General features: G+C 51.8%; 20 protein-coding genes. 13 read left to right on the forward strand and 7 right to left on the reverse strand.

What is annotated here, in order from left to right; translation table 11 throughout:
- Nucleotides 1–92: 92 nt before the first annotated feature.
- Both SK38_RS09900 and mntR read right to left on the reverse strand, forming a co-directional pair.
- Entirely contained in the window at nucleotides 93–1,202 is a 1,110-nt protein-coding gene (locus tag SK38_RS09900) for an anion transporter (RefSeq protein WP_048235774.1), read from the reverse strand.
- Nucleotides 1,199–1,672, reverse strand: coding sequence for a manganese-binding transcriptional regulator MntR (gene mntR, locus SK38_RS09905; protein WP_003831586.1), 474 nt, complete (start codon nucleotides 1,670–1,672; stop codon nucleotides 1,199–1,201). Before mntR ends, SK38_RS09900 begins: the two co-directional genes overlap by 4 nt.
- Nucleotides 1,673–1,858: 186 nt before the next feature.
- Here mntR and mntS point away from each other — a divergent pair, with 186 nt between their 5' ends.
- On the forward strand, nucleotides 1,859–1,987 hold the full coding sequence (mntS, locus tag SK38_RS09910; RefSeq protein ID WP_003831584.1) for a manganase accumulation protein MntS: 129 nt from the start codon (nucleotides 1,859–1,861) through the stop codon (nucleotides 1,985–1,987).
- 276 nt (nucleotides 1,988–2,263) lie between these two features.
- Complete coding sequence (locus tag SK38_RS09915) at nucleotides 2,264–3,844, forward strand: phosphoethanolamine transferase (protein ID WP_048235776.1); 1,581 nt, start codon at nucleotides 2,264–2,266, stop codon at nucleotides 3,842–3,844.
- A gap of 140 nt (nucleotides 3,845–3,984) precedes the next feature.
- Here the strand turns inward: SK38_RS09915 and ompX are convergent, their stop codons facing one another.
- Nucleotides 3,985–4,500 (reverse strand): outer membrane protein OmpX, encoded by a 516-nt coding sequence (gene ompX / locus SK38_RS09920; RefSeq protein WP_048214619.1) that lies wholly within the window; start codon nucleotides 4,498–4,500, stop codon nucleotides 3,985–3,987.
- A gap of 411 nt (nucleotides 4,501–4,911) precedes the next feature.
- Here ompX and rhtA point away from each other — a divergent pair, with 411 nt between their 5' ends.
- The 6 genes from rhtA (at nucleotide 4,912) to ybiO (ending at nucleotide 11,590) form a co-directional block, all read left to right on the forward strand.
- A complete protein-coding gene (gene rhtA, locus SK38_RS09925; RefSeq protein ID WP_008784209.1) occupies nucleotides 4,912–5,799 on the forward strand; it encodes a threonine/homoserine exporter RhtA in 888 nt (295 codons plus the stop codon).
- Between the two features lie 303 nt (nucleotides 5,800–6,102).
- Complete coding sequence (gene dps, locus SK38_RS09930; protein ID WP_003035253.1) at nucleotides 6,103–6,606, forward strand: DNA starvation/stationary phase protection protein Dps; 504 nt, start codon at nucleotides 6,103–6,105, stop codon at nucleotides 6,604–6,606.
- 365 nt (nucleotides 6,607–6,971) lie between these two features.
- Complete coding sequence (glnH, locus tag SK38_RS09935; RefSeq protein ID WP_048235778.1) at nucleotides 6,972–7,718, forward strand: glutamine ABC transporter substrate-binding protein GlnH; 747 nt, start codon at nucleotides 6,972–6,974, stop codon at nucleotides 7,716–7,718.
- A 137-nt stretch (nucleotides 7,719–7,855) separates the two neighbouring features.
- Nucleotides 7,856–8,515 (forward strand): glutamine ABC transporter permease GlnP, encoded by a 660-nt coding sequence (gene glnP, locus SK38_RS09940; protein WP_003035248.1) that lies wholly within the window; start codon nucleotides 7,856–7,858, stop codon nucleotides 8,513–8,515.
- On the forward strand, nucleotides 8,512–9,234 hold the full coding sequence (gene glnQ, locus SK38_RS09945) for a glutamine ABC transporter ATP-binding protein GlnQ (protein ID WP_003035246.1): 723 nt from the start codon (nucleotides 8,512–8,514) through the stop codon (nucleotides 9,232–9,234). The genes glnP and glnQ overlap by 4 nt, the downstream gene beginning before the upstream one ends.
- Before the next feature lie 118 nt (nucleotides 9,235–9,352).
- Nucleotides 9,353–11,590, forward strand: a complete 2,238-nt coding sequence (gene ybiO, locus SK38_RS09950; RefSeq protein ID WP_048235780.1) for a mechanosensitive channel protein — start codon at nucleotides 9,353–9,355, stop codon at nucleotides 11,588–11,590.
- Here the strand turns inward: ybiO and rlmF are convergent.
- Nucleotides 11,587–12,513, reverse strand: coding sequence for a 23S rRNA (adenine(1618)-N(6))-methyltransferase RlmF (rlmF, locus tag SK38_RS09955; RefSeq protein ID WP_048226015.1), 927 nt, complete (start codon nucleotides 12,511–12,513; stop codon nucleotides 11,587–11,589). The genes ybiO and rlmF overlap by 4 nt on opposite strands.
- Nucleotides 12,514–12,723: 210 nt before the next feature.
- Between rlmF and mcbA the strand changes: the two genes are divergently transcribed.
- From mcbA to ybiJ, 5 genes are all read left to right on the forward strand, one after another.
- On the forward strand, nucleotides 12,724–12,984 hold the full coding sequence (gene mcbA, locus SK38_RS09960) for a DUF1471 family periplasmic protein McbA (RefSeq protein ID WP_048235782.1): 261 nt from the start codon (nucleotides 12,724–12,726) through the stop codon (nucleotides 12,982–12,984).
- 290 nt (nucleotides 12,985–13,274) lie between these two features.
- Nucleotides 13,275–15,560, forward strand: a complete 2,286-nt coding sequence (locus tag SK38_RS09965) for a catecholate siderophore receptor Fiu (protein WP_048236464.1) — start codon at nucleotides 13,275–13,277, stop codon at nucleotides 15,558–15,560.
- A gap of 43 nt (nucleotides 15,561–15,603) precedes the next feature.
- Nucleotides 15,604–16,281: a PKHD-type hydroxylase YbiX gene (ybiX, locus tag SK38_RS09970; protein ID WP_048235784.1), complete on the forward strand. Its 678-nt coding sequence runs from the start codon at nucleotides 15,604–15,606 to the stop codon at nucleotides 16,279–16,281.
- Nucleotides 16,282–16,356: 75 nt separating this feature from the next.
- Nucleotides 16,357–16,623, forward strand: coding sequence for a DksA/TraR family C4-type zinc finger protein (locus SK38_RS09975; protein ID WP_048235787.1), 267 nt, complete (start codon nucleotides 16,357–16,359; stop codon nucleotides 16,621–16,623).
- 300 nt (nucleotides 16,624–16,923) lie between these two features.
- A complete protein-coding gene (ybiJ, locus tag SK38_RS09980; protein ID WP_003831561.1) occupies nucleotides 16,924–17,184 on the forward strand; it encodes a DUF1471 family protein YbiJ in 261 nt (86 codons plus the stop codon).
- 97 nt (nucleotides 17,185–17,281) lie between these two features.
- Here the strand turns inward: ybiJ and SK38_RS09985 are convergent, their stop codons facing one another.
- The 3 genes from SK38_RS09985 to dinG form a co-directional block, all read right to left on the reverse strand.
- Nucleotides 17,282–18,367: a malate/lactate/ureidoglycolate dehydrogenase gene (locus tag SK38_RS09985; RefSeq protein ID WP_048226018.1), complete on the reverse strand. Its 1,086-nt coding sequence runs from the start codon at nucleotides 18,365–18,367 to the stop codon at nucleotides 17,282–17,284.
- Between the two features lie 162 nt (nucleotides 18,368–18,529).
- On the reverse strand, nucleotides 18,530–19,498 hold the full coding sequence (gene ybiB / locus SK38_RS09990) for a DNA-binding protein YbiB (protein WP_048235788.1): 969 nt from the start codon (nucleotides 19,496–19,498) through the stop codon (nucleotides 18,530–18,532).
- A 29-nt stretch (nucleotides 19,499–19,527) separates the two neighbouring features.
- Nucleotides 19,528–21,678: an ATP-dependent DNA helicase DinG gene (dinG, locus tag SK38_RS09995; RefSeq protein WP_048235790.1), complete on the reverse strand. Its 2,151-nt coding sequence runs from the start codon at nucleotides 21,676–21,678 to the stop codon at nucleotides 19,528–19,530.
- Nucleotides 21,679–21,715: the final 37 nt, after the last annotated feature.

The raw sequence follows: 21,715 nt of genomic DNA on the forward strand, positions 1-21,715 counted from the left end.
TGCTATATATGCCCGATGGCGCTACGCTTATCGGGCCTACCAACGCAGTAGGCCGGATTAGGCGCCAGCCGCCATCCGGCACATCACATCAATTACATCAACAGCAGCAAACCATACCCCACCAGCGCCGCCCATATCAGCATCGGTACCGAATACCAATGAAAACGCCACCAGATCCGTCGGTCGTTTGCCATCCGTAACGCAATGAGATTCGCCAGCGATCCCGGCAACAGACCAAAGCCGCCCACATTAACCGCCCAGGCCAGCAGCAGCGTCGGCGGGACATAGTTCAGCAGCAAAATCGTACTCGGCACATTACTGATAAACTGCGACAGGCCAATAGCCGTCAACCAAAGTCCCGGCGCTGAGAGCGTGCCAATTTGGTGGGTAATGCCCTGCAAGGCCGGGAGCTGCGTCAACAAATGCACATCAATGAACATCGCCATAAACACTAACAGCAACGTCCAGTCCACGCTGAGGATCACGCGACGCGCCAGCACCATGAACCCTGCCGCCACAATCGCCAGACCCCACAGCTCTTGCTTTAACTCCAGCGCCGCCAGGAAGATGATATACAGCGCCAGACAGCTCCATACCAGGCGTGGTTGCCAGTCAGGCGCGCGCGTACCGGTATGATAGTGCAACGCTTTATGCGGAAAACTGAACCAGCACAGCACCACCAGCGTCAGCATCATGGCCCCCGCAAGCGGCGCCATTTGCCAGGTAAACGCGGTAAACGATAAGCCTGAGCGTCCCCACATCAGAATGTTTTGCGGATTACCTATTGGCGTAAGCAACGATCCGGCGTTTACCGCCAGCGCCTCAAAGATAATCAGGCGATTCACCGGAATGGCACATAATTTTTTCAGGGTGATGGTCAGCGGAACAACAATAAACAATGCAACGTCGTTGGTCAGAAACGTCGACAACAACGCCGCCGCCAGCACCATAAATATCGCCAGCTGGCGCTCTGTTTTGAAGCGGCGGGTCATATTGCGACCTAACACATCGAAATAACCGCTTAGCTCCACGCCTTTGGTCAGTAACATCAGGCCGCTAAGCGTGATAATCGTGTGCCAGTCAATTGCCCTTGGCCAGGACCGGGGCGTAAATGGCGTGAACAGACTCAGTACAACCCCAACGATGATTAACAGTTGGAAAAAACGATCGCGCTGTAAGGCACGTAATAAAGGAAAACTCATTCAGAGCCAGTTCCTTGCTGTTGCGTAAACCGGCTAAAAGCCTCCAGCGTTTCCTTACTGACGTGATGCTCCATCCCCTCCGCGTCGCGACGGGCAATTTCCGGGCTGATGCCTAACATCAACAGGAAATTTTCCACAATCTGATGACGTTCCCGGCTCTCCTGGGCTAGTCGTTCACCTTCTGCGGTTAAAAACACCCCACGCCACGGGATCATTTCAATCAATCCGACTGAGGCAAGGCGCTTAAGCATTTTAGCAACCGTCGGCTGGGAAACCCCAAGTCGCGCGGCCATATCCACCTGGCGCGCTTCACCCACCTCAATAATGAGATCGGAAATCAGCTCTACGTAGTCATCAATCAGTTCGCGGCGATGCGCCTCCCGGACCTGACGAAATCCTTCAACGTGTTCTTCGACATTCACCAATTGCGTCACTTTTTTTGTTGTTGGCATACCTGCGCGACGACTCATTCTGCTTCCTCGTTACTGTGACGCGTTAACGGCATCTGATTAGAGAGCGCTCATTGTAAACCAGAGTTGCGTGGGCACAAAAAATTAACGTTTTAGCAATAGCTATATAATATAGCCTGTGCTATATCTGTATATAATAAAGACATCCCTCAAGGACTGATGGGATTGTGAAGTCAGGAGGTTTACATGAATGAATTTAAGAGGTGCATACGCGTGTTTAGTCACTCTCCCTTTAAAGTACGGTTGATGCTGATCTCTATGCTGTGTGACATGATTAACAGCAAACCAGAGCAGGATAAACCTTCAGAAAAATAATGCGGCGTCGCGGTACGCCGCTTCATTTTCCTGCCGTCATTCGGGTACGGTGGTGGTTTTCGTCTCAATAACCCTTCTTTTTGTCAGTTTTGCCACGTCCCTCGCAAAACAATTTCTTTGTAGTAGTTGACCTTCTCTTGCGCACACTCTATCTTTTCGCAGCCCTGCGTATATTGCGGCTCGCGGATGCGGACCCTATCCCTCTTCTCGCTCTCTCAGGCAGGCAATGACCCTTAGCGCCAGGGTAAGCACATGGCGTTTTTGTAACAGTGGCATATGAATTTAACCCTCAAAGATTCAATCATTGCTCGTAGCCGGGCAATTAGTCCGTGGACTGGCCTCTATTTCTTACAGTCTCTGCTAATAAACCTTGCTCTGGGCTATCCGCTTAGCCTGCTCTATAGCGTTGCTTTCACCTGTATATTGATGCTGCTGTGGCGTAGCGCGCCGCGCGCGCAGAAAGCACTGATTGGCATTTGCTCACTCATTGCGGCAATGTACTTTCCGTTCGGCCAGGCTTACGGCTCACCGAACTTCAATACCTTGCTGGCGCTGCACTCAACCAATATGGAAGAGTCAACCGAGATCCTGACCATCTTCCCCTGGTACAGTTATCTGGTTGGGGTGTTTATTTTTGCCCTTGGCGTTATCGCCGTACGCCGTAAAAAAGATGTGCAGCAGCGCAGCTGGAATAAGTTCGACAGCATTTGTTTGCTGTTTAGCGTTGTCGCATTCTTTGTTACCCCGGTACAAAACCTGGCCTGGGGCGGCGTGTTCAAGCTGAAAGACACTGGCTATCCGGTTTTCCGTTTCGCCAAGGACGTTATCGTCAATAACAACGAAGTGCTCGACGAACAAGAGCGTATGGCGAAACTGTCGAGCGTAAAAGACAGCTGGACGGTAACCGCCGTTAAACCGAAGTATCACACCTACGTCGTGGTAATCGGTGAAAGCGCCCGCCGCGATGCGTTAGGCGCGTTTGGCGGTCACTGGGATAACACCCCGTTTGCCAGCTCCGTTAACGGCTATATCTTTGCGGATTACATTGCTGCCAGCGGTTCAACGCAAAAATCGCTCGGCTTAACGCTTAATCGGGTAGTGGATAATAAACCCCAGTTCCAGGATAACTTTGTCACTCTGGCTAACCGCGCGGGCTTTCAGACATGGTGGTTTTCCAATCAGGGACAGATTGGTGAATACGATACGGCCATCGCCAGCATTGCGAAGCGCGCTGATGAGGTTCAGTTCCTCAAAAGCGGTGACTTCGAAGCGGATAAAAACACCCGTGACGAAGCGCTGTTGAAGATGACTGCCCAGGTGCTGGCAACCGAGCGCACCCAGCCACAGCTCATCGTGCTGCATTTAATGGGCTCGCATCCGCAGGCCTGTGACCGAACGCAGGGTAAATACGAGACTTTCGTCCAGTCAAAAGAGACATCTTGTTATCTGTACACCATGACGCAGACGGATGACCTGCTGCGCCAGCTTTACGAGCAGTTACGTAACAGCGGTAATAGCTTCTCGATGGTCTATTTCTCCGATCATGGCCTCGCGTTTAAAGAGCGGGGAAAAGAGGTGCAGTACCTGGCGCATGACGATCAGTTCCAGCAGAATTTCCAGGTGCCTTTCATGGTGCTGTCGAGCGATGATAAAGCGCATCGGGTGATTAAAGCCCGTCGCTCCGCCAATGATTTCCTCAGCTTTTTCTCGCAGTGGACGGGGATAAGCGCAAAAGAAATCACCAACAACTACCGCTTTATCTCAGAGAAAAAAGCCGGGCCGGTGTACATCACCAACTTCAAACTGCAGAAGGTGGACTACAACCATCTGGGTACCGATATTTTCTCAACCAAATAATACGCTTGTAGGCCGGATAAGACATTTTGCTACCGATGCCTGATGCGCTGCGCTTATCAGGCCTACAACGACATTCCTTCCTGCATTACACGCAAAAAAAATCCGCCCCAAGAGGCGGATTTTTCATATCACCGAAGTGATTAGAAGCGGTAACCCACGCCAGCAATCCAGGTGCCAACGTCAACGCTACGAATACGGCTCTGCTCGTAGGAGAAGTCCAGAGCAACGTTTTCGATCGGGTTGAACTGCAGACCAGCACCGTAAGAGAAACCGTAGTCGCTGGTGCTGTGGTTGTCAGCCGGAGATGCTGCGTTCTGGAATTTACCGTAACCAACACCCACTACACCATAGATGCTTGCCCAGTCGTTCAGACGGTAAGCCGGACCAGCAGTGATGCCGTAGTACTGGGTTTTGTTGTAGTCGCCAGAAGCATCGGTACGATCTTTTTCAGTGTAAGTGAAGGAACCGATAACACCCAGCGGGTTGTTGTCCTGCTCGTAGCGATACTTCAGGTTGAAACCGTTCATTTTGTTCGCTGCGCCCTGAGCATCGCTCTGAGCGTAACCACCGGTAACGGTAGAAGTAGCAGCTACAGCAGTACCTGCGGAGAAAGCCAGAACAGCGGCCAGTGCTGAAAGACATGCAATTTTTTTCATAACCACCTCAAATGTGCTTCAAGTAAATCTTAAGTTTTAAATATACCAAAAATTGATGGGAAACTCTTTGCGATTCGCGATGTCTAACGGGGTCTTTCATGTAACAGAACATTTCAAAAACCCGCTATCTCTTTCAATTAACATCACTTTTTCAACTGAAAATACCATTATTGCGCGCACAATATGGCACATTCATCCAGAACATTCCTAATCACACAGATTATTAATCCATCATTTTCATGCCATTGTACGGAACTGAGCAATTTTTTTTTCAACGAATACTCAACCAGTTGAGCGTAATTCCATTACACTCGCTGTTTTACTTTTCTATACATAAAATCATCTGCGTCGGAACAATGCTGAAGCGTGGCACAGATGGAGACGTGTAATCATCATTTGACAGGAGAAAGGATGCCGGGGTTGTCACGTAAAGCGCCAGTCTGGTTGCCTATTTTGGTTTTGCTTATTGCTATGTCCTCCATTCAAAGCGGAGCATCACTGGCAAAATCGTTGTTCCCACTCGTCGGTGCGCCGGGCGTTACCGCGCTGCGCCTTGCGCTGGGTACGCTCATTCTTATCGCTTTCTTTAAGCCCTGGCGTTTACGATTCGCCAAAGAACAACGCCTGCCGCTACTGTTTTATGGCCTGTCTCTGGGCGGGATGAACTACCTTTTCTACCTGTCAATCCAAACTGTCCCACTGGGAATCGCCGTGGCGCTGGAATTTACCGGCCCGCTCGCGGTAGCGCTGTTTTCATCCCGACGCCCGGTGGATTTCATTTGGGTTGCGTTGGCAGTACTCGGGCTCTGGTTCCTGCTGCCTCTGGGTCAGGACGTTTCTCACGTAGATTTAACCGGCGCAGCGCTGGCGCTGGGGGCTGGCGCCTGCTGGGCCATCTATATTCTTACCGGGCAGCGAGCCGGGGCGGAACACGGTCCGGCAACCGTCGCAGTAGGGTCATTCATTGCAGCTCTGGTATTTGTACCAATCGGCGCACTCCAGGCCGGAGATGCCCTGTGGCACTGGTCCATACTGCCGTTAGGTCTGGCCATTGCAGTCCTCTCTACTGCGCTTCCCTATTCACTGGAGATGATTGCGTTGACGCGCCTGCCTACGCGTACTTTCGGTACATTGATGAGCATGGAACCCGCGCTGGCAGCGGTTTCCGGAATGATCTTCCTCGGTGAAACGCTGACGCTTATCCAGACGCTCGCTCTGGGCGCCATTATTGTCGCATCAATGGGCTCTACGCTCACTATTCGTAAAGAGCCACAAATAAAACAAGTCGACGTGAATTAACCACGTATTATTCTGCATGGTTTGCATAATCATGCAGAATATCCAATTGTAAATCTGCGTGATAATAATTCTAATAAATATAATTTTCTCATCCGCATATTTCATTTAATCTTAAAATTAACATAAAAATAACACCACGCAAGTAACAAAACACTCATCACATTGATTTTATTTTATATTTTATATTCACCCTCGTCTTCGCTATTAAAGTGATAGGCAACACCGGAAACAAAAATCCAAATTTAGCGCTATACTTAATTCCGTTGAAGAGTTGGGACATAAATATCAAGAGGATATGAAAATATGAGTACCGCGAAACTGGTAAAAACAAAAGCATCCGCCCTCCTTTATACCCGCAACGATGTGTCTGATAGCGAAAAGAAAGCGACCGTAGAACTGCTGAATCAGCAAGTAATCCAGTTCATTGACCTGTCATTGATCACCAAACAGGCTCACTGGAACATGCGCGGTGCAAACTTCATTGCAGTACATGAAATGCTGGATGGCTTCCGTACAGCTCTGACCGATCACCTCGACACCATGGCTGAACGCGCCGTACAGTTGGGCGGTGTGGCACTGGGCACAACTCAGGTTATTAACAGCAAAACGCCTCTGAAAAGTTACCCGCTGGATATCCATAGCGTACAGGACCACTTAAAAGAGCTGGCCGAACGTTATGCCGTAGTTGCAAACAGCGTACGTAAAGCTATCAGCGAAGCAAAAGACGAAGATACCGCGGATATCTTTACCGCAGCTTCTCGCGACCTCGATAAATTCCTGTGGTTTATCGAAGCCAACATTGAGTAACAGCAGACATAAGAATTACCTATATAACCCTCGCTCCGGCGGGGGTTTTGCACATCTATGGTGCATAACATTGATCATTCGTCACTCCAAAGTAAATTATTTGTAATAATCACCTCACACAATCGTTAACGAAAGATTGTTTTATCAACAATTTTTACGCTAAATAGTCATACCGTTTGCACCGTGACTGGTTCGCACCAAATGAGTGCCCCAAAACAGTGCAGATTATTCGCTATGCCCTACTTATTGTGCAGAGAAACGAGACACCCTCTTGTTAAAACAATGAGTTGCAAAATTGGCACGATTTTTTCATTAAGCCATATGTTCTCGCAGGGGATCGCCCCGTGGATATAAAAGGAAATCCTATGAAGTCTGTATTAAAAGTTTCACTGGCTGCACTTACCCTGGCTTTTGCGGTGTCCTCCCATGCCGCAGACAAGAAACTGGTTGTCGCAACCGACACCGCGTTTGTACCGTTTGAATTCAAACAGGGTGACAAATACGTTGGTTTTGATGTGGATCTGTGGGCTGCCGTGGCCAAAGAACTGAAACTGGATTATGAACTGAAACCGATGGATTTCAGCGGCATCATCCCGGCACTGCAAACCAAAAATATCGACCTGGCACTGGCAGGTATCACCATCACCGAAGAGCGTAAAAAAGCGATCGACTTCTCCGACGGCTACTACAAAAGCGGTCTGTTAGTGATGGTGAAAGCGAATAACAACGACGTCAAAAGCGTAAAAGATCTGGATGGTAAAGTCGTTGCAGTTAAGAGCGGCACCGGTTCCGTTGATTACGCGAAAGCGAATATCAAAACCAAAGACCTGCGTCAGTTCCCGAATATCGATAACGCATATATGGAACTGGGCACCAACCGCGCAGACGCTGTACTGCACGACACACCAAACATTCTTTACTTCATCAAAACAGCTGGCAATGGTCAGTTCAAAGCTGTAGGCGAATCGCTGGAAGCCCAGCAGTACGGTATCGCCTTCCCGAAAGGCAGCGACGACCTGCGTGAGAAAGTGAACGGCGCGCTGAAAACGCTGAAAGAGAACGGTACTTACAACGAAATCTACAAAAAATGGTTCGGTACTGAACCTAAATAATAACCGGCAGCGTTGCCCGGTAGCGTGATGCTTACCGGGCCTACGCCTGGATTTTTGAGACCTGTAGGCCGGATAAGCACAGCACATCCGGCAAAACGGGCATTTGAATATTTACACCACGGTAACAGGAACGACATATGCAGTTTGACTGGAGTGCCATCTGGCCCGCCATCCCGCTTTTGATTGAAGGCGCCAAAATGACCCTGTGGATCTCGGTCCTCGGTCTGGCTGGCGGTCTGATAATCGGACTTGCAGCAGGGTTTGCGCGCACTTTCGGCGGTTGGATCGCCAACCACGTAGCGCTGGTGTTTATCGAAGTCATTCGCGGTACGCCAATCGTTGTGCAGGTAATGTTTATTTACTTCGCTCTGCCAATGGCATTTAACGATTTACGCATTGACCCCTTTAGCGCCGCCGTTGTCACCATCATGATCAACTCCGGGGCCTATATTGCGGAAATCACCCGCGGTGCGGTGCTCTCAATCCATAAAGGGTTCAGCGAAGCCGGTTTGGCGCTTGGACTTTCACGCACAGAGACTATCCGCCACGTTATTTTACCCCTCGCACTGCGTCGTATGCTGCCACCGCTAGGCAACCAGTGGATCATCAGCATTAAAGATACCTCGCTGTTTATTGTCATTGGCGTCGCTGAACTGACCCGTCAGGGCCAGGAAATCATTGCCGGTAACTTCCGCGCACTGGAAATCTGGAGCGCCGTTGCGGTGTTCTATCTGATCATTACGCTGGTGCTGAGCTTCATTCTGCGTCGTCTGGAAAGAAGGATGAAAATCCTGTGATTGAATTTAAAAACGTTTCTAAGCACTTTGGTCCAACTCAGGTGCTGCACAATATTGACCTGAACATTCAGCAGGGTGAAGTCGTGGTGATTATCGGGCCGTCAGGATCCGGTAAATCTACCCTGCTGCGCTGCATTAACAAGCTGGAAGAGATAACCTCCGGTGATCTGATCGTCGATGGTCTGAAAGTAAACGATCCGAAGGTAGACGAGCGCTTAATCCGTCAGGAAGCCGGAATGGTGTTTCAGCAGTTTTACCTGTTCCCACATCTGACGGCACTGGAAAACGTCATGTTCGGACCGCAGCGCGTACGCGGGGCGAATAAAGAACAGGCCGAGAAACTGGCGAAAGAGCTGCTGGCAAAAGTGGGTCTGGCCGAACGTGCACATCACTACCCTTCTGAACTGTCCGGCGGTCAACAACAGCGTGTGGCTATCGCCCGTGCGCTGGCAGTAAAACCGAAAATGATGCTATTTGATGAGCCAACCTCAGCACTCGACCCGGAACTGCGTCATGAAGTTCTGAAAGTGATGCAAGATTTGGCGGAAGAAGGGATGACCATGGTGATTGTGACCCACGAAATCGGCTTTGCCGAAAAAGTGGCTTCACGCCTGATTTTCATTGATAAGGGACGAATTGCCGAAGACGGTAATCCGCAGGCCCTGATTGAAAATCCACCCAGCCAACGCTTACAGGAATTCTTGCAGCACGTTTCCTGATAGCTCAACCTCCCTTCGCCCGAAGGGAGGTTTTTCACCAGAATCCTCTCATTTCAATTCCCTCCCGCCCTGACATCTATACTTATCCTTTTGAATTTATTTTCTCATGGGAGGAGTCATGCGCTGGATCCTGTTCATCTTTGTTTGTCTGTTGAGTCTTCCGACTCAGGCAGTGACGATACCTGGCGTCACCACGCCAACGTCAACCAACGCGCAAACCGCCCCAGCAAAAGAGCCGGATGTTGAACAGAAGAAAGCGGCTTACGGCGCACTGGCTGATGTGCTGGAAAATGACACCTCGCGGAAGGAACTGATCGATCAATTACGCAAAGTAGCGACAACCCCTCCAGCCGAACCGGTGCCCACGATCGTCCCACCCACGTTAACGGAAGAAAAAACGGTGCTGGAAAACGTCACCGATGTCACCCGGCACTACGGTGAGGCGCTCTCCAGCCGCTTTGCCCAGCTTTATCGCAATATTACCGATGCACCGCACAAGACCTTTAACCCGCAAACGTTCACCAATGCCCTGACTCATTTTTTAATGCTGGCGGCGTCAGTGTTCGGGTTTTACTGGCTGATCCGCCTGTGCGCGCTGCCGCTGTATCGCAAAATGGGGCAATGGGCGCGGCGGAAAAACCGCGAACGCAGCAACTGGCTGCAGCTTCCGGCGATGATCGTTGGCGCATTCATTATTGATTTGCTTCTGCTGGCGCTGACATTGTTTGTCGGGCAGATACTGAGCGACAGAATGAACGCCGGCAGTCGCACCATCGCCTTTCAGCAAAGCCTGTTTCTCAATGCCTTTGCCCTGATTGAATTCTTCAAAGCCATTCTGCGTCTGATATTTTGCCCAACGGTGGCCGAACTGCGTCCGTTTAACATTCAGGATACCGGTGCGCGCTACTGGAATCGGCGTTTGAGTTCATTAAGCAGTTTGATTGGTTACGGGCTTATAGTTGCCGTTCCCATTATCTCCAATCAGGTCAATGTGCAGGTCGGCGCGATGGCCAACGTCATCATCATGCTGTGTATCACGCTATGGGCGCTGTACCTGATTTTCAGAAATAAGAAAGAGATAACGCTGCATTTACAGAATCTGGCAGAAAGATCGTTAGCTTTTTTCAGCCTGTTTATCCGCGCCTTTGCGTTGGTATGGCACTGGCTGGCCAGCGCCTATTTCATTGTGCTGTTTTTCTTTTCGCTGTTTGATCCGGGCAACAGCCTGAAATTCATGATGGGCGCTACGCTGCGCAGCCTGGTAATCATTGGAATTGCCGCCTTTGTTTCCGGCATGTTTTCCCGCTGGATAGCCAAAACTATTACCCTTTCGCCACACACCCAGCGCAGCTATCCGGAACTCCAAAAGCGGCTGAATGGCTGGCTGTCGACGGCGTTAAGCGTGGCCAGGATCCTGACGGTGTGCGTTGCGGTGATGCTGCTACTGAATGCCTGGGGACTGTTCGACTTCTGGAACTGGCTGCATTACGGCGCAGGAGAAAAAACGGTGGATATTCTGATCCGTATCGCGCTGATTTTATTCTTCTCCGCCATCGGCTGGACGATCCTTGCCAGCCTGATTGAAAATCGTCTGGCTTCCGATATTCACGGACGCCCGCTACCCAGCGCTCGTACCCGCACCCTGTTGACGCTGTTTCGCAACGCGCTGGCGGTGATCATCAGCACGATCACCATCATGATTGTGCTGTCCGAAATTGGCGTTAATATCGCCCCTTTACTGGCCGGGGCCGGGGCGCTGGGGCTGGCAATCTCTTTCGGCTCGCAAACGCTGGTAAAAGATATTATTACCGGGATTTTTATTCAGTTTGAAAATGGCATGAACACCGGCGACCTGGTGACCATCGGCCCACTCACCGGTACGGTTGAACGAATGTCCATTCGTTCTGTGGGCGTGCGTCAGGACACCGGGGCGTACCATATCATTCCCTGGTCATCAATAACGACCTTCGCCAACTTTGTGCGTGGAATTGGATCGGTCGTCGCCAATTACGACGTAGACCGCCATGAGGATGCGGATAAAGCAAATCAGGCGTTGAAAGACGCGGTTGCTGCGGTGATGGAAAAAGATGATATTCGCGGGCTGATTATCGGCGAGCCGTCGTTTGCCGGGATTGTAGGATTAACCAATACGGCATTCACGCTACGGGTCTCGTTTACCACCTTGCCGCTGAAGCAGTGGACGGTACGTTTTGCACTCGACAGCCAGGTGAAGAAATACTTCGATCTGGCCAACATACGCGCCCCGGTACAGACGTATCAAGTGTTACCTGCACCAGGGAATGGCCCTGCGTCGGCGGCAAGCGAACCGCTACCGCCAACCGAGCCAACGCTTTAGCGTTTACGCGCCATAAAACGACGACGCTGATCGTTATCCATAAAGGTCCAGGCAATAAAGCGACTCTGCTTTTGTCCCTGGGCCATCTCTTTCTTGACCACTTTCACCGCGCCCGCATCCGTTAATGCATGGTACAGCGGAGGCAAGTTCTCACCGCGCGACACCAGCGTGGTGAACCACATCACCTGGCGACCAAAGGCCTGGCTTTCAGCAATCATTTTCTTGATGAACGCCACTTCACCGCCTTCACACCACAGCTCCTGCTGCTGTCCGCCAAAGTTCAACGCATCGTCTTTGTCCTGTCCCAGATTACGGCGTTTGCGCTCGCTTCCGGCACGGGCTGAGGCCGCAGAATCATGGAATGGCGGGTTACATAATGTGGCTTCATACTGCTCATTTTTGTGAATGATGCCGTTGAAGATTGCCGTTGCATCTTTCTGGCGACGCAGACGAATAGCACGGGTTAATCCCGGATTGGCGTTGACGATCGCCTGAGCGCTGTTAAACGCTTCGCTACTGGTTTCACTACCCGTGAATCGCCAGCCATATTCATGCACGCCGATCAGTGGATAAATACAGTTTGCCCCCACTCCCACGTCCAGCACGCTCGCATTTGCCGGAATGGTTCCGCTGGTTTCACCCAACAGGTCGGCCAAATGGTGTATGTAGTCAGCACGACCAGGCACCGGCGGGCACAGAAAACCATCTGGAATATCCCAGTTTTTCACCGCATAAAAATGCGCCAGCAGTGCTTTATTGAGCGCCTTTACTGCCTGCGGATTCGCGAAATCAACACTCTGCTCACCGCCGGGCGTGAGGGTGAGAAATTGCGTCAGCTCGGGCGTAACCTGGCATAAAGTCGCAAGATCATAACGGCCATTGTGGCGGTTGCGTGGGTGTAATCCCGGTTTCTGGGCGGACATAGCATTCTCCTTTTAACAGCGGCGTAAGATACCCGCATAACGCCACGCGGTAAACACACACAACAAGGAAATTTGATTTTTTACACCTGTTTGACGCCTTGCTAATTGTTCAAAAAACAGACAGTTCATCACCAATTTTTTGCGGTAAATGTCATCCGCTGACGACCTAAACTTATCAGGCACACCTGTTGTTTTTCAGAGGACATCACCATGAAGAAATGCCTCACATTACTTGCTGCTACCGTACTTTCCGGCATGACATTTGCCTCCTTTGCTGCACAGCCCAACACTAGCCCTGCAACCGGTCAGCTACATGCTTCCGGCACCGTATCCGCTACCGGCGCCTCTAATCTGAGCGACCTGGAAGACAAGCTGGCGGAGAAAGCGAAAGAGCAAGGCGCAAAAGGCTTTGTCGTTAATTCTGCAGGCGGTAAAAATCAGATGTACGGCACCGCAACCATCTATAAGTAACCCCTTCTCAGCCCAACTGCATTCATCCCGAATGCAGTTTTCTGCGCGCTGTTCACTTCATTGCAGTTCAATTTGTAATCAATATGTTGGCATTTTGAATCCAATGTAAATAAATGTATTTATTTTTGAATTAATGAATGCTAAAACGTCGCACTGATTAGTAATGCTTATCAAAATCATTATCAATTACACATTCATTTCCGCGAGGCCTGCAGGGTATAACATCCTTAGAGATGTCCCTTCGCGCGAGTGAAACCGTCCACTCAAACAATAATAAGTCACTCATTAACATGGATAAAAATCGCAACTTGCCGTCCAGTAGCTTTCACTCACTGACTTTTTTTGCCGGTCTGTGCATTGGCCTGTCCCCTATAGCTCAGGCTGTCGCTGCGGACGACAAGGATAAAAAACAAGAAGACACTCTGATCGTTGAAGCGGCCAAACCTTCGCTGTACGCCCCAACACAGTCTGCCGACCCTAAATTCTCCCGTCCGGTGGCGGATACAACCCGCACCATGACGGTGATTTCTGAGCAGGTGATTAAGGATCAAGGCGCAACAAATCTGACCGACGCGCTGAAAAACGTCCCGGGCGTTGGCGCATTTTTCGCCGGTGAGAACGGTAACTCCAGCACCGGTGACGCGGTTTACATGCGTGGTGCGGATACCTCGAACAGTATTTATATCGACGGTATCCGTGATATTGGCAGCGTCACGCGCGACACCTTCAATACCGAACAGGTGGAAGTAATCAAAGGTCCTTCCGGTACCGACTATGGACGTAGCGCACCGACTGGCTCTATCAATATGATCAGCAAGCAGCCACGCACCGACTCAGGAATCGATGCATCGGCCAGCGTCGGTAGCGCCTGGTTCCGCCGTGGTACGCTGGACATTAACCAGGTCATCGGCGAAACCACCGCCGCACGTTTAAACCTGATGGGTGAAAAAACGCATGATGCTGGTCGCGATAATGTTAAGAATGAACGTTACGGTGTGGCCCCCTCTCTCGCTTTTGGCTTAGGGACTGAGAACCGACTGTACCTGAACTATCTGCATGTCACCCAACACAACACACCGGATGGCGGCATCCCTACCATTGGCCTGCCGGGATACTCCGCACCTTCTGCGGGGACTTCTGCACTGAATCATTCAGGCAAAGTGGACACGCATAATTTCTACGGTACAAACTCGGATTACGACGATTCGACAACCGATACCGCGACGATGCGTTTTGAACATGACCTGAACGACAGCACCACTATTCGCAACACCACCCGCTGGTCGCGCATTAAACAGGATTATCTGATGACGGCGGTGATGGGCGGCGCGTCTAACATCACCCAACCCACCAGCAGCGTCGACAGCTGGACCTGGTCACGCCTGGCAAATACCAAGGATGTCAGCAATAAGATCTTGACCAACCAGACCAACCTGACCTCAACGTTCTACACGGGATCCATCGGTCACGACATCAGCACCGGCGTGGAGCTGACGCGCGAAACACAAACCAACTATGGCGTGGCGCCGATCACCCCACCACCGGTGAATATCTATCACCCCGACAGCAATGTGAATATCGGCGGATTGTCTCGTAATGGCGCCAACGCTAACGGGCAAACAGATACCTTCGGTGTATACGCTTTTGATACGCTACAAATTACCCGTGAATTCGAACTGAACGGTGGTATTCGCCTCGACAATTACCGCACTGAATATGACAGCGCCACCGCTTGTGGCGCTTCCGGTCGCGGCGCAGTCGCGTGCCCGACAGGCGTGGCCAAAGGTTCCCCGGTCACCACTGTGGATACAGCCAAATCAGGCAATCTGGTGAACTGGAAAGCTGGCGCGCTGTATCACCTGACCGATAACGGTAACGTGTACATCAACTATGCCGTTTCTCAGCAACCACCGGGCGGCAGCAACTTTGCTCTTGCTCAGGGCGGCAGCGGTAACAGTGCGAACCGTACCGATTTCAAACCGCAGAAAGCGAAAACCAGCGAGATCGGCACCAAATGGGAGGTGCTGGATAAGCGCCTGCTGTTAACCGCCGCGATTTTCCGCACAGATATTGAGAATGAAGTTGAGCAGAACGACGACGGTACCTATTCCCAGTACGGAGAGAAACGCGTTGAAGGCTACGAGCTCTCGGTAGCAGGTAACATCACTCCCGCATGGCAGATTATTGGGGGTTACACCCAGCAACGCGCGACCATCCACAGCGGTAAAAACGTTGCTCAAGATGGATCCTCTTCCCTGCCATATACACCGGAACATGCATTCACGCTGTGGAACCAGTATCAGGCTACCGATGATATCTCCGTTGGCGCAGGCGCTCGCTACGTGGGCAGTATGCATCGCGGTTCCGACGGTGCGGTGGGTACGCCATCCTACACTGAAGGTTACTGGGTCGCTGACGCCAAACTGGGCTATCGCGTGAATCGCAATCTCGATTTCCAGCTAAACGTCTATAACCTGTTCGACACCGATTATGTATCTTCCATAAACAAGAGTGGATACCGCTATCATCCGGGCGAGCCAAGAACTTTCCTGCTCACCGCCAATATGCATTTCTAATCCATCGCGTGGGGCGTAAGCCCCACTTTCAGGAGAAACACTGATGATGTACCACATTCCCGGCGTTCTGTCGGCGCAGGATGTAGCCTGGTTTCGCGAACAACTGGAGGCTGCCGACTGGGTTGATGGCCGCGCAACCACCGGCGCTCAGGGGGCGCAGGTTAAAAACAACCAGCAGGTGAATACGCAAAGTGAACGCTACGGCGTTTTACAACAGGCGGTACAGACCGCGGTAAATAACAGCGCGCTTTTCTTCGCCGCAGCACTACCGAAAACGCTCTCCACACCGCTGTTTAACCGCTACCAGGACAACGAGACCTACGGTTTTCACGTTGACGGTGCGGTGCGTAGCCATCCGCAAAACGGCTGGATGCGCACGGACCTTTCCGCAACTTTATTCCTGAGTAACCCGAATGATTATGAAGGGGGAGAACTGCTGGTCAATGATACTTACGGCCAGCATGCGGTGAAGCTTCCGGCAGGCGATCTGGTGCTTTACCCTTCCAGCAGCCTACATTGCGTCACGCCAGTGACCCATGGCGTTCGTGTAGCGTCTTTTATGTGGATACAGTCGATGGTCCGTGACGACAAAAATCGCGCCATGCTTTTTGAACTGGATAAAAACATTCAATCCCTGAAGGCTCGCCATGGGGAGAGCAGGGAGATCCTGTCATTACTCAATCTCTACCATAACCTGCTGCGCGAATGGTCTGAAATCTGATACTGCTGGCGCGTGGTCGTTTTTCAGCCATCACCTTCGCTATACTTAGTCTGTAGACATCAGCAGGAGGTACACATGGCATCCGGATGGGCAAATGACGACGCGGTTAACGAACAGATCAACAATACTATTGAAGATGCTGTTGCCCGCGCTCGCGGTGAGTTACCGACGGGGGAAAGTCTGTATGAATGCGAAGAATGCGGCAATCCTATCCCTCAGGCCAGACGTGAGGCCGTGCCAGGGGTACGCTTATGCATCACCTGCCAACAGGATAAAGATTCACATAACCCAGCATTTTCAGGATATAATCGCAGGGGTTCGAAAGACAGCCAGCTACGTTGACTTATCTTTACCAAAAGTTTCAGCGCATACGATTTCCTTTACGAGCATGCTTTTTTGCACCCTGTGTAGCAAAATGTGCCGTTGTCGCCTTCTCTGTAAAGCGCAATGACAAGAACTGTAAATCCCTTACTCGAATTTATTAATATTCAATAAGTTATTTGTCATTCAATTTTTTTGATTGATGTCGTCAATTCTATTCGATTTTCTCTCACCCAAAAAAACGTGATACTTATCACATCGACGGAACAACGTCTTCTTAAAGAACACTGACTAACAGAACAACCCTGCGAGAGATTAATCATGAAAAATATCAAATTTGCTGTTGCCGCCATCGCCCTGTCTACCCTGTCATTTGGCGTTTTCGCTGCCGAGCCGGTTTCCTCTACTCAGGCGCAAAACATGAACAAAATTGGTGTGGTATCTGCTGACGGCGCCACTACGCTGGACGGCCTGGAAGCCAAACTGGCTGAGAAAGCGAATGCTGCTGGCGCAACTGGCTACAGCATCACTTCCGCTATCGGCAAAGACAAAATGAGCGGCACCGCGGTTATCTATAAATAACCGAAAGATTACCTGTACGACCCAATGCTCCAACCCTCATTGACCCTGTTTGTTACCCTTTGTTTGCCCGTCCGCCACTGGACGGGCTTTTTTTTGCCTATTGTTTCAGCCGTTGGCAGAATTCCTGCAACACGGCGTCTGGCATCCCAATTTGCAGTGCCGCCTCACAAATCGCTTGCCAACTTCCGGCATCCAGCGGAATACCGTGTTCCAGCCGTTCCTCGCGAGTGTTCACCTCCCACTCCCCAGGCAACAGGATCGGGGCATCTTCAGCATGCGGGGACGCTTTCACCCACTCAGCAAATGCCGCGACCTGGTTGTCGCAGTCCGGCGCGCCGAACAGTTGTGGATTCATAATGATGGTGGTCATACAGTTAATGATGGCGTCCGCGCTGGTCTGCAGGCTCTCTTCATGTGTGGTTTTACCGCCAGAAAGCGCACCGCCCATAATTTCGCACATCGCCGCCAGCGCATACCCCTTGTGCTCGGCAAAGGTCAGCAACGACCCCAGCGGAGAAACCTGCATTACCGCAGGATCGGTAGTGGGAACACCCGCCACATCAATCAGGCATCCTGGAGCCACCGGCTCGCCCTTATGCCATGCCACACGGGTTTTGCCAAACGCGATGGCGCTGGTTGCATAGTCCAGCAACAGTGGGAAGGTATTTTTACGCGGGAATACGACGCAGAAAGGATTGGTGCCAAAACGGCTATCGCGCCCATGAAACGGTGCGACCATCGGGATCCCCACCACATTCACAAAATGCACCGAGACAAAACCTGCCGCCGCACATTGCTCCGCCCAGTAGCCAATACGGCCGATATGGTGCGAATTATGTAATGCCACGGCGGCGATTCCGTACTGACGCGCTTTTTCGATTCCAAGCGTGATTGCCTCGTGCGCCGCCACCTGACCAAACGCACAGTCGCCGTCAAGCGTAATCACCGCCCCCGCATCTTTTACCACTTTGGCATGACGGTTGATCTGCAGATGCCCCTGCGAGAATGAACGAATATAGCTTGGGATCATACCGATGCCATGGGAGTCGTGACCGGCGAGGTTAGAGGCTATCAGATGGTCGGCCACCAGCCGCGCCTCCTGATCATTGCTTCCCATCTGATGAAAAACGGCCTGGATAAAGGCGTGCAGCGTTGGCACATGGAAGCGATGTCCACTGTTCATTGTTATCTCCTGTTGTGTCGCGTGTTTGTTGTGTTTCTTATTTTTCAACAAACTATGCTGCGCCACGGTGCGCTGGAGGTCAATAAACGTGCAGAAATTTCACATTGCCGAAAAGAGAGAACCGACAGGCCAGGCAACAGGCCCGTCGGGATAACAAATGGTTTAGAAACTTTGCTCGACGCGGGTAAGTCCTTCAGCCAGTGAGGCGGACTCACCGGTTGCCACCAGGCAGCAGGCCATCTGGATTTTCAACGATGCCGGAACAGGCTCACTGCCAGCCAGACAACGCTCAATCCAGCGCACGGTGGTTTCCGGGTCTTTTGCTACCGGTAGCGGTACCGGCTCGTCAGGCATCTCGCTCTGTCGGTCTTGTAGCACTCGCACACCGGATGAATCTATCAGGCTTATCTGCGGGCAGCGCTGCGGGTTGGCATACACTTCGCCCTCGGTACCATGCATCAACAGGCCGCGCCCACCGATATCGCCGAAGAACTTCGCCACGCGCGAAACATATTCCGGGTGGGACACGCTGGAAAGACGCAGCGCGGCATCTTCAGCAAACGGCGTGGCTAATTTAGCCAGCGTATGTGCACTGTTACGCACACCCATGCGCCAGCGCATCGCCAGCTGTTTCTCCAGCGGAGGGCACAGCGCGCTCACCGGAATAAACACCGGCTCATTACCATCCAGCTTTGCCTGCGCCTGCCCGGCATGCAGCGTTGGCGTAATCCCCATCAGTTCAAAAATGGTTTCAGTCAGTACGCGGGTTGGATCCTCGCTGACGCCGTGCACCACCACCGGAAAACCGAGTTTATGCAGTAAAATCGCCAGCAGCGGAGTCAAATTCGCCTGCTTGCGCGCGCCATTGTAGCTGGGAATGACAATCGGCATGGGTTTGGTTACCGGCGGAGTCAGTCGAATGGTGTGGTTTTGCATCGCTTCGTAAAAGCCCAGCATCTCCGCTTCACCTTCGCCCTTGATACGTAGCGCAATCAGTACCCCGCCCATCTCAAGGTCAGGTACGTCGCCGTTCATCATATGGGTATACAGTCCGCGAGCAGTATCCTTATCCAGGTCACGCGCGTGATTTTTTCCTCGCCCAATCTCTTTAATGATTTTGCGGTAATCCATCGATAACTCCTTGCCTGTTGCTCGCATCGTTAACGCCGACGGCGGCGCGTGGGTTTCGCTTTTTCTTTTGGTTTTACTATAACGTCTGGCACAGCAGGTTGCTCTATCGGAAATATGGGTAACGCGTTTAGTAAACGCTTGCCATAGCTTTTGGTCAATAAACGCTTGTCATAAATAACCACTTCTCCCCAGCAGCCATGGCTACGGATGAGTCGCCCAACCTGCTGGATCAAATTGAACGACGCCGCAGGCAGGCTCTGCACCTCGAAGGGGTAGCGGTTCAGGCTTTTCAACCACTCGCCCTCGGTGATCACCACCGGGCTGTCGATAGGCGGAAAAGCAATTTTGTGAATATGCACCTGAGTCAGCAGGTCGCCTTTCAAGTCCAGACCTTCAGCAAAAGATTGCAGCCCAACCAGCACACTGCGCTCGCCGTTGGTCACCCGTTTGCGGTGCAACTCCACCAGACGGTAGCGCGGCTGATCGCCCTGCACCAGCAACAGCAGGCGGAGATCGGTAACATGCTCAAGAAAACGCTGCATCGCGCGACCGCTGGCAAAGAGTACCAGCATCCCCTGATGCTTTTTACTCTCCAGCTGTTCGCGAAAATAGGCGGCCATTTCCGCGATATGCTGCTCTTCGTTATCAATTAACGGTTCGTAGCGCATCTGCGGAATGACTATTTTGCCCTGTTCAACGTGATTAAACGGTGAATCCAGCGCGACAAACCGGTCCCCTGCTTTTTCTTTCAGACCGCTCATCTCCTGCAAACGCGAGAAGCTGTTGAGCGAGCGCAGCGTTGCGGAAGTGACAATAATATGCGGGACGCTACGCCACAGCAGTCGTTCGAGCTGATCGCTCACACGGATCCCCACGCAGTGGAACCAGACGTGGATCTGCCCGTCACGCACCTCGCGCGTCGCCCATTTACTCACCGGTGCGCCTGACGACTGCGCGAGCGATGCCAGCCGCCACAGTTTGCTTTGCGCCTCAAACATGCCCAGCGCCCGGTTCATCTGCAAAATAACCCGATGCAGACGCACGATATCGTGAGTGCCGGTTTTTTCGCTGAGATCGTTGAGGAACAGTTCCGCCAGACCGCGCAGCATTTCTGTTAGCTTTGCCAGACGCTGACAAATCTCCATCACTTCCGTAGGCAATTCGCCCATCGCGAAGCGGTGTTCTGCCTCCTGGGTAGCGGGCATATACAGATTAAGAATGTTATTGAGCGATGAAATCAGCTCATACAGTTCCTCACAGTGACCGTTCAGACGCTCGGCATTTGCCAGTGGCGGCGTGGTCTTCGGGCGAAACTGCTCCAGGCAGGTAGCCACTAATTTGCAAAATAGATCCAACTGAAGTCGATACCAGGGGGCGCTGATTTCTGCGCTCATCTCCAGCGCATCGCGCGCGACATCCGGCAAATGGTGGCCTTCATCAAGTACCAGCAGTAGGTTTTTCGGCTCCGGCAAAACGGCTTCGCTTTCCATGGCCGCCATTACCAGCGCATGATTAGCCACGACCACTTCAGCTTCCTGAATCTCCCGGCGGGCGACAAAAAAAGGGCATTCACGATAGTAGTGACAGTTGCGATTCAGACAGCTGGCTTTATCGGTGCTCAGACGCTGCCAGAGTCCATCGTCGATAGCAATATCGGTGTGGTCGAGCAGCCCGTCCCACTTGTAGCTGTCGAGATCGCCTTTTAGCCTGGCACAGCGCTTTTGTTCTTCCTGGTTGTTGGGCGTCAGGTCATCGTCGAGAAAAGCCAGCAGATCCTGCTGATTGGGTTCAGTGCTGGCCAGCGCTGCTAAGTTACGCGGGCAGACATAGCGTCCGCGACCAAACGCAGCGGTAAAACGCAGGTCGGGGATAATTTTGCGCAGCAGCGGTAAATCTTTGCTGTAGATCTGGTCCTGCAAAGCGACGTTGGCGGTACTGACCACCAGCGTTTTTTGTTCTTCACGCGCGATGGCAATACCGGGAATCAGATACGACAGGGTTTTCCCCACCCCGGTCGGTGCTTCAATCGCCAGATGCCGCCCTTCTTCCCCGGAGAGCGTTTTCGCGACGTCAGCAATCATCTGCCGCTGCGGCGCACGGGGGATAAAGTCGGGGATCTGTTCCTGAAGCGCCTTGTACCAGGCGGCGATTTGCGCTTTTAGCGCAGCCGTAAGTGCCATGAGAAAACCTGAAATACTGTATAAACAGCCACTATTG

The organism is Citrobacter sp. MGH110, from assembly GCF_001037515.1.
GTDB classification, from domain to species: domain Bacteria; phylum Pseudomonadota; class Gammaproteobacteria; order Enterobacterales; family Enterobacteriaceae; genus Citrobacter; species Citrobacter portucalensis.

Coding starts and splice junctions, on each gene's coding strand:
- SK38_RS09900 (WP_048235774.1), bottom strand. CDS start 1,202: ATGAGTTTTCCTTTATTACGTGCCTTACAGCGCGATCGTTTTTTCCAA.
- mntR (WP_003831586.1), bottom strand. CDS start 1,672: ATGAGTCGTCGCGCAGGTATGCCAACAACAAAAAAAGTGACGCAATTG.
- mntS (WP_003831584.1), top strand. CDS start 1,859: ATGAATGAATTTAAGAGGTGCATACGCGTGTTTAGTCACTCTCCCTTT.
- SK38_RS09915 (WP_048235776.1), top strand. CDS start 2,264: ATGAATTTAACCCTCAAAGATTCAATCATTGCTCGTAGCCGGGCAATT.
- ompX (WP_048214619.1), bottom strand. CDS start 4,500: ATGAAAAAAATTGCATGTCTTTCAGCACTGGCCGCTGTTCTGGCTTTC.
- rhtA (WP_008784209.1), top strand. CDS start 4,912: ATGCCGGGGTTGTCACGTAAAGCGCCAGTCTGGTTGCCTATTTTGGTT.
- dps (WP_003035253.1), top strand. CDS start 6,103: ATGAGTACCGCGAAACTGGTAAAAACAAAAGCATCCGCCCTCCTTTAT.
- glnH (WP_048235778.1), top strand. CDS start 6,972: ATGAAGTCTGTATTAAAAGTTTCACTGGCTGCACTTACCCTGGCTTTT.
- glnP (WP_003035248.1), top strand. CDS start 7,856: ATGCAGTTTGACTGGAGTGCCATCTGGCCCGCCATCCCGCTTTTGATT.
- ybiO (WP_048235780.1), top strand. CDS start 9,353: ATGCGCTGGATCCTGTTCATCTTTGTTTGTCTGTTGAGTCTTCCGACT.
- rlmF (WP_048226015.1), bottom strand. CDS start 12,513: ATGTCCGCCCAGAAACCGGGATTACACCCACGCAACCGCCACAATGGC.
- mcbA (WP_048235782.1), top strand. CDS start 12,724: ATGAAGAAATGCCTCACATTACTTGCTGCTACCGTACTTTCCGGCATG.
- SK38_RS09965 (WP_048236464.1), top strand. CDS start 13,275: ATGGATAAAAATCGCAACTTGCCGTCCAGTAGCTTTCACTCACTGACT.
- ybiX (WP_048235784.1), top strand. CDS start 15,604: ATGATGTACCACATTCCCGGCGTTCTGTCGGCGCAGGATGTAGCCTGG.
- SK38_RS09975 (WP_048235787.1), top strand. CDS start 16,357: ATGGCATCCGGATGGGCAAATGACGACGCGGTTAACGAACAGATCAAC.
- ybiJ (WP_003831561.1), top strand. CDS start 16,924: ATGAAAAATATCAAATTTGCTGTTGCCGCCATCGCCCTGTCTACCCTG.
- SK38_RS09985 (WP_048226018.1), bottom strand. CDS start 18,367: ATGAACAGTGGACATCGCTTCCATGTGCCAACGCTGCACGCCTTTATC.
- ybiB (WP_048235788.1), bottom strand. CDS start 19,498: ATGGATTACCGCAAAATCATTAAAGAGATTGGGCGAGGAAAAAATCAC.
- dinG (WP_048235790.1), bottom strand. CDS start 21,678: ATGGCACTTACGGCTGCGCTAAAAGCGCAAATCGCCGCCTGGTACAAG.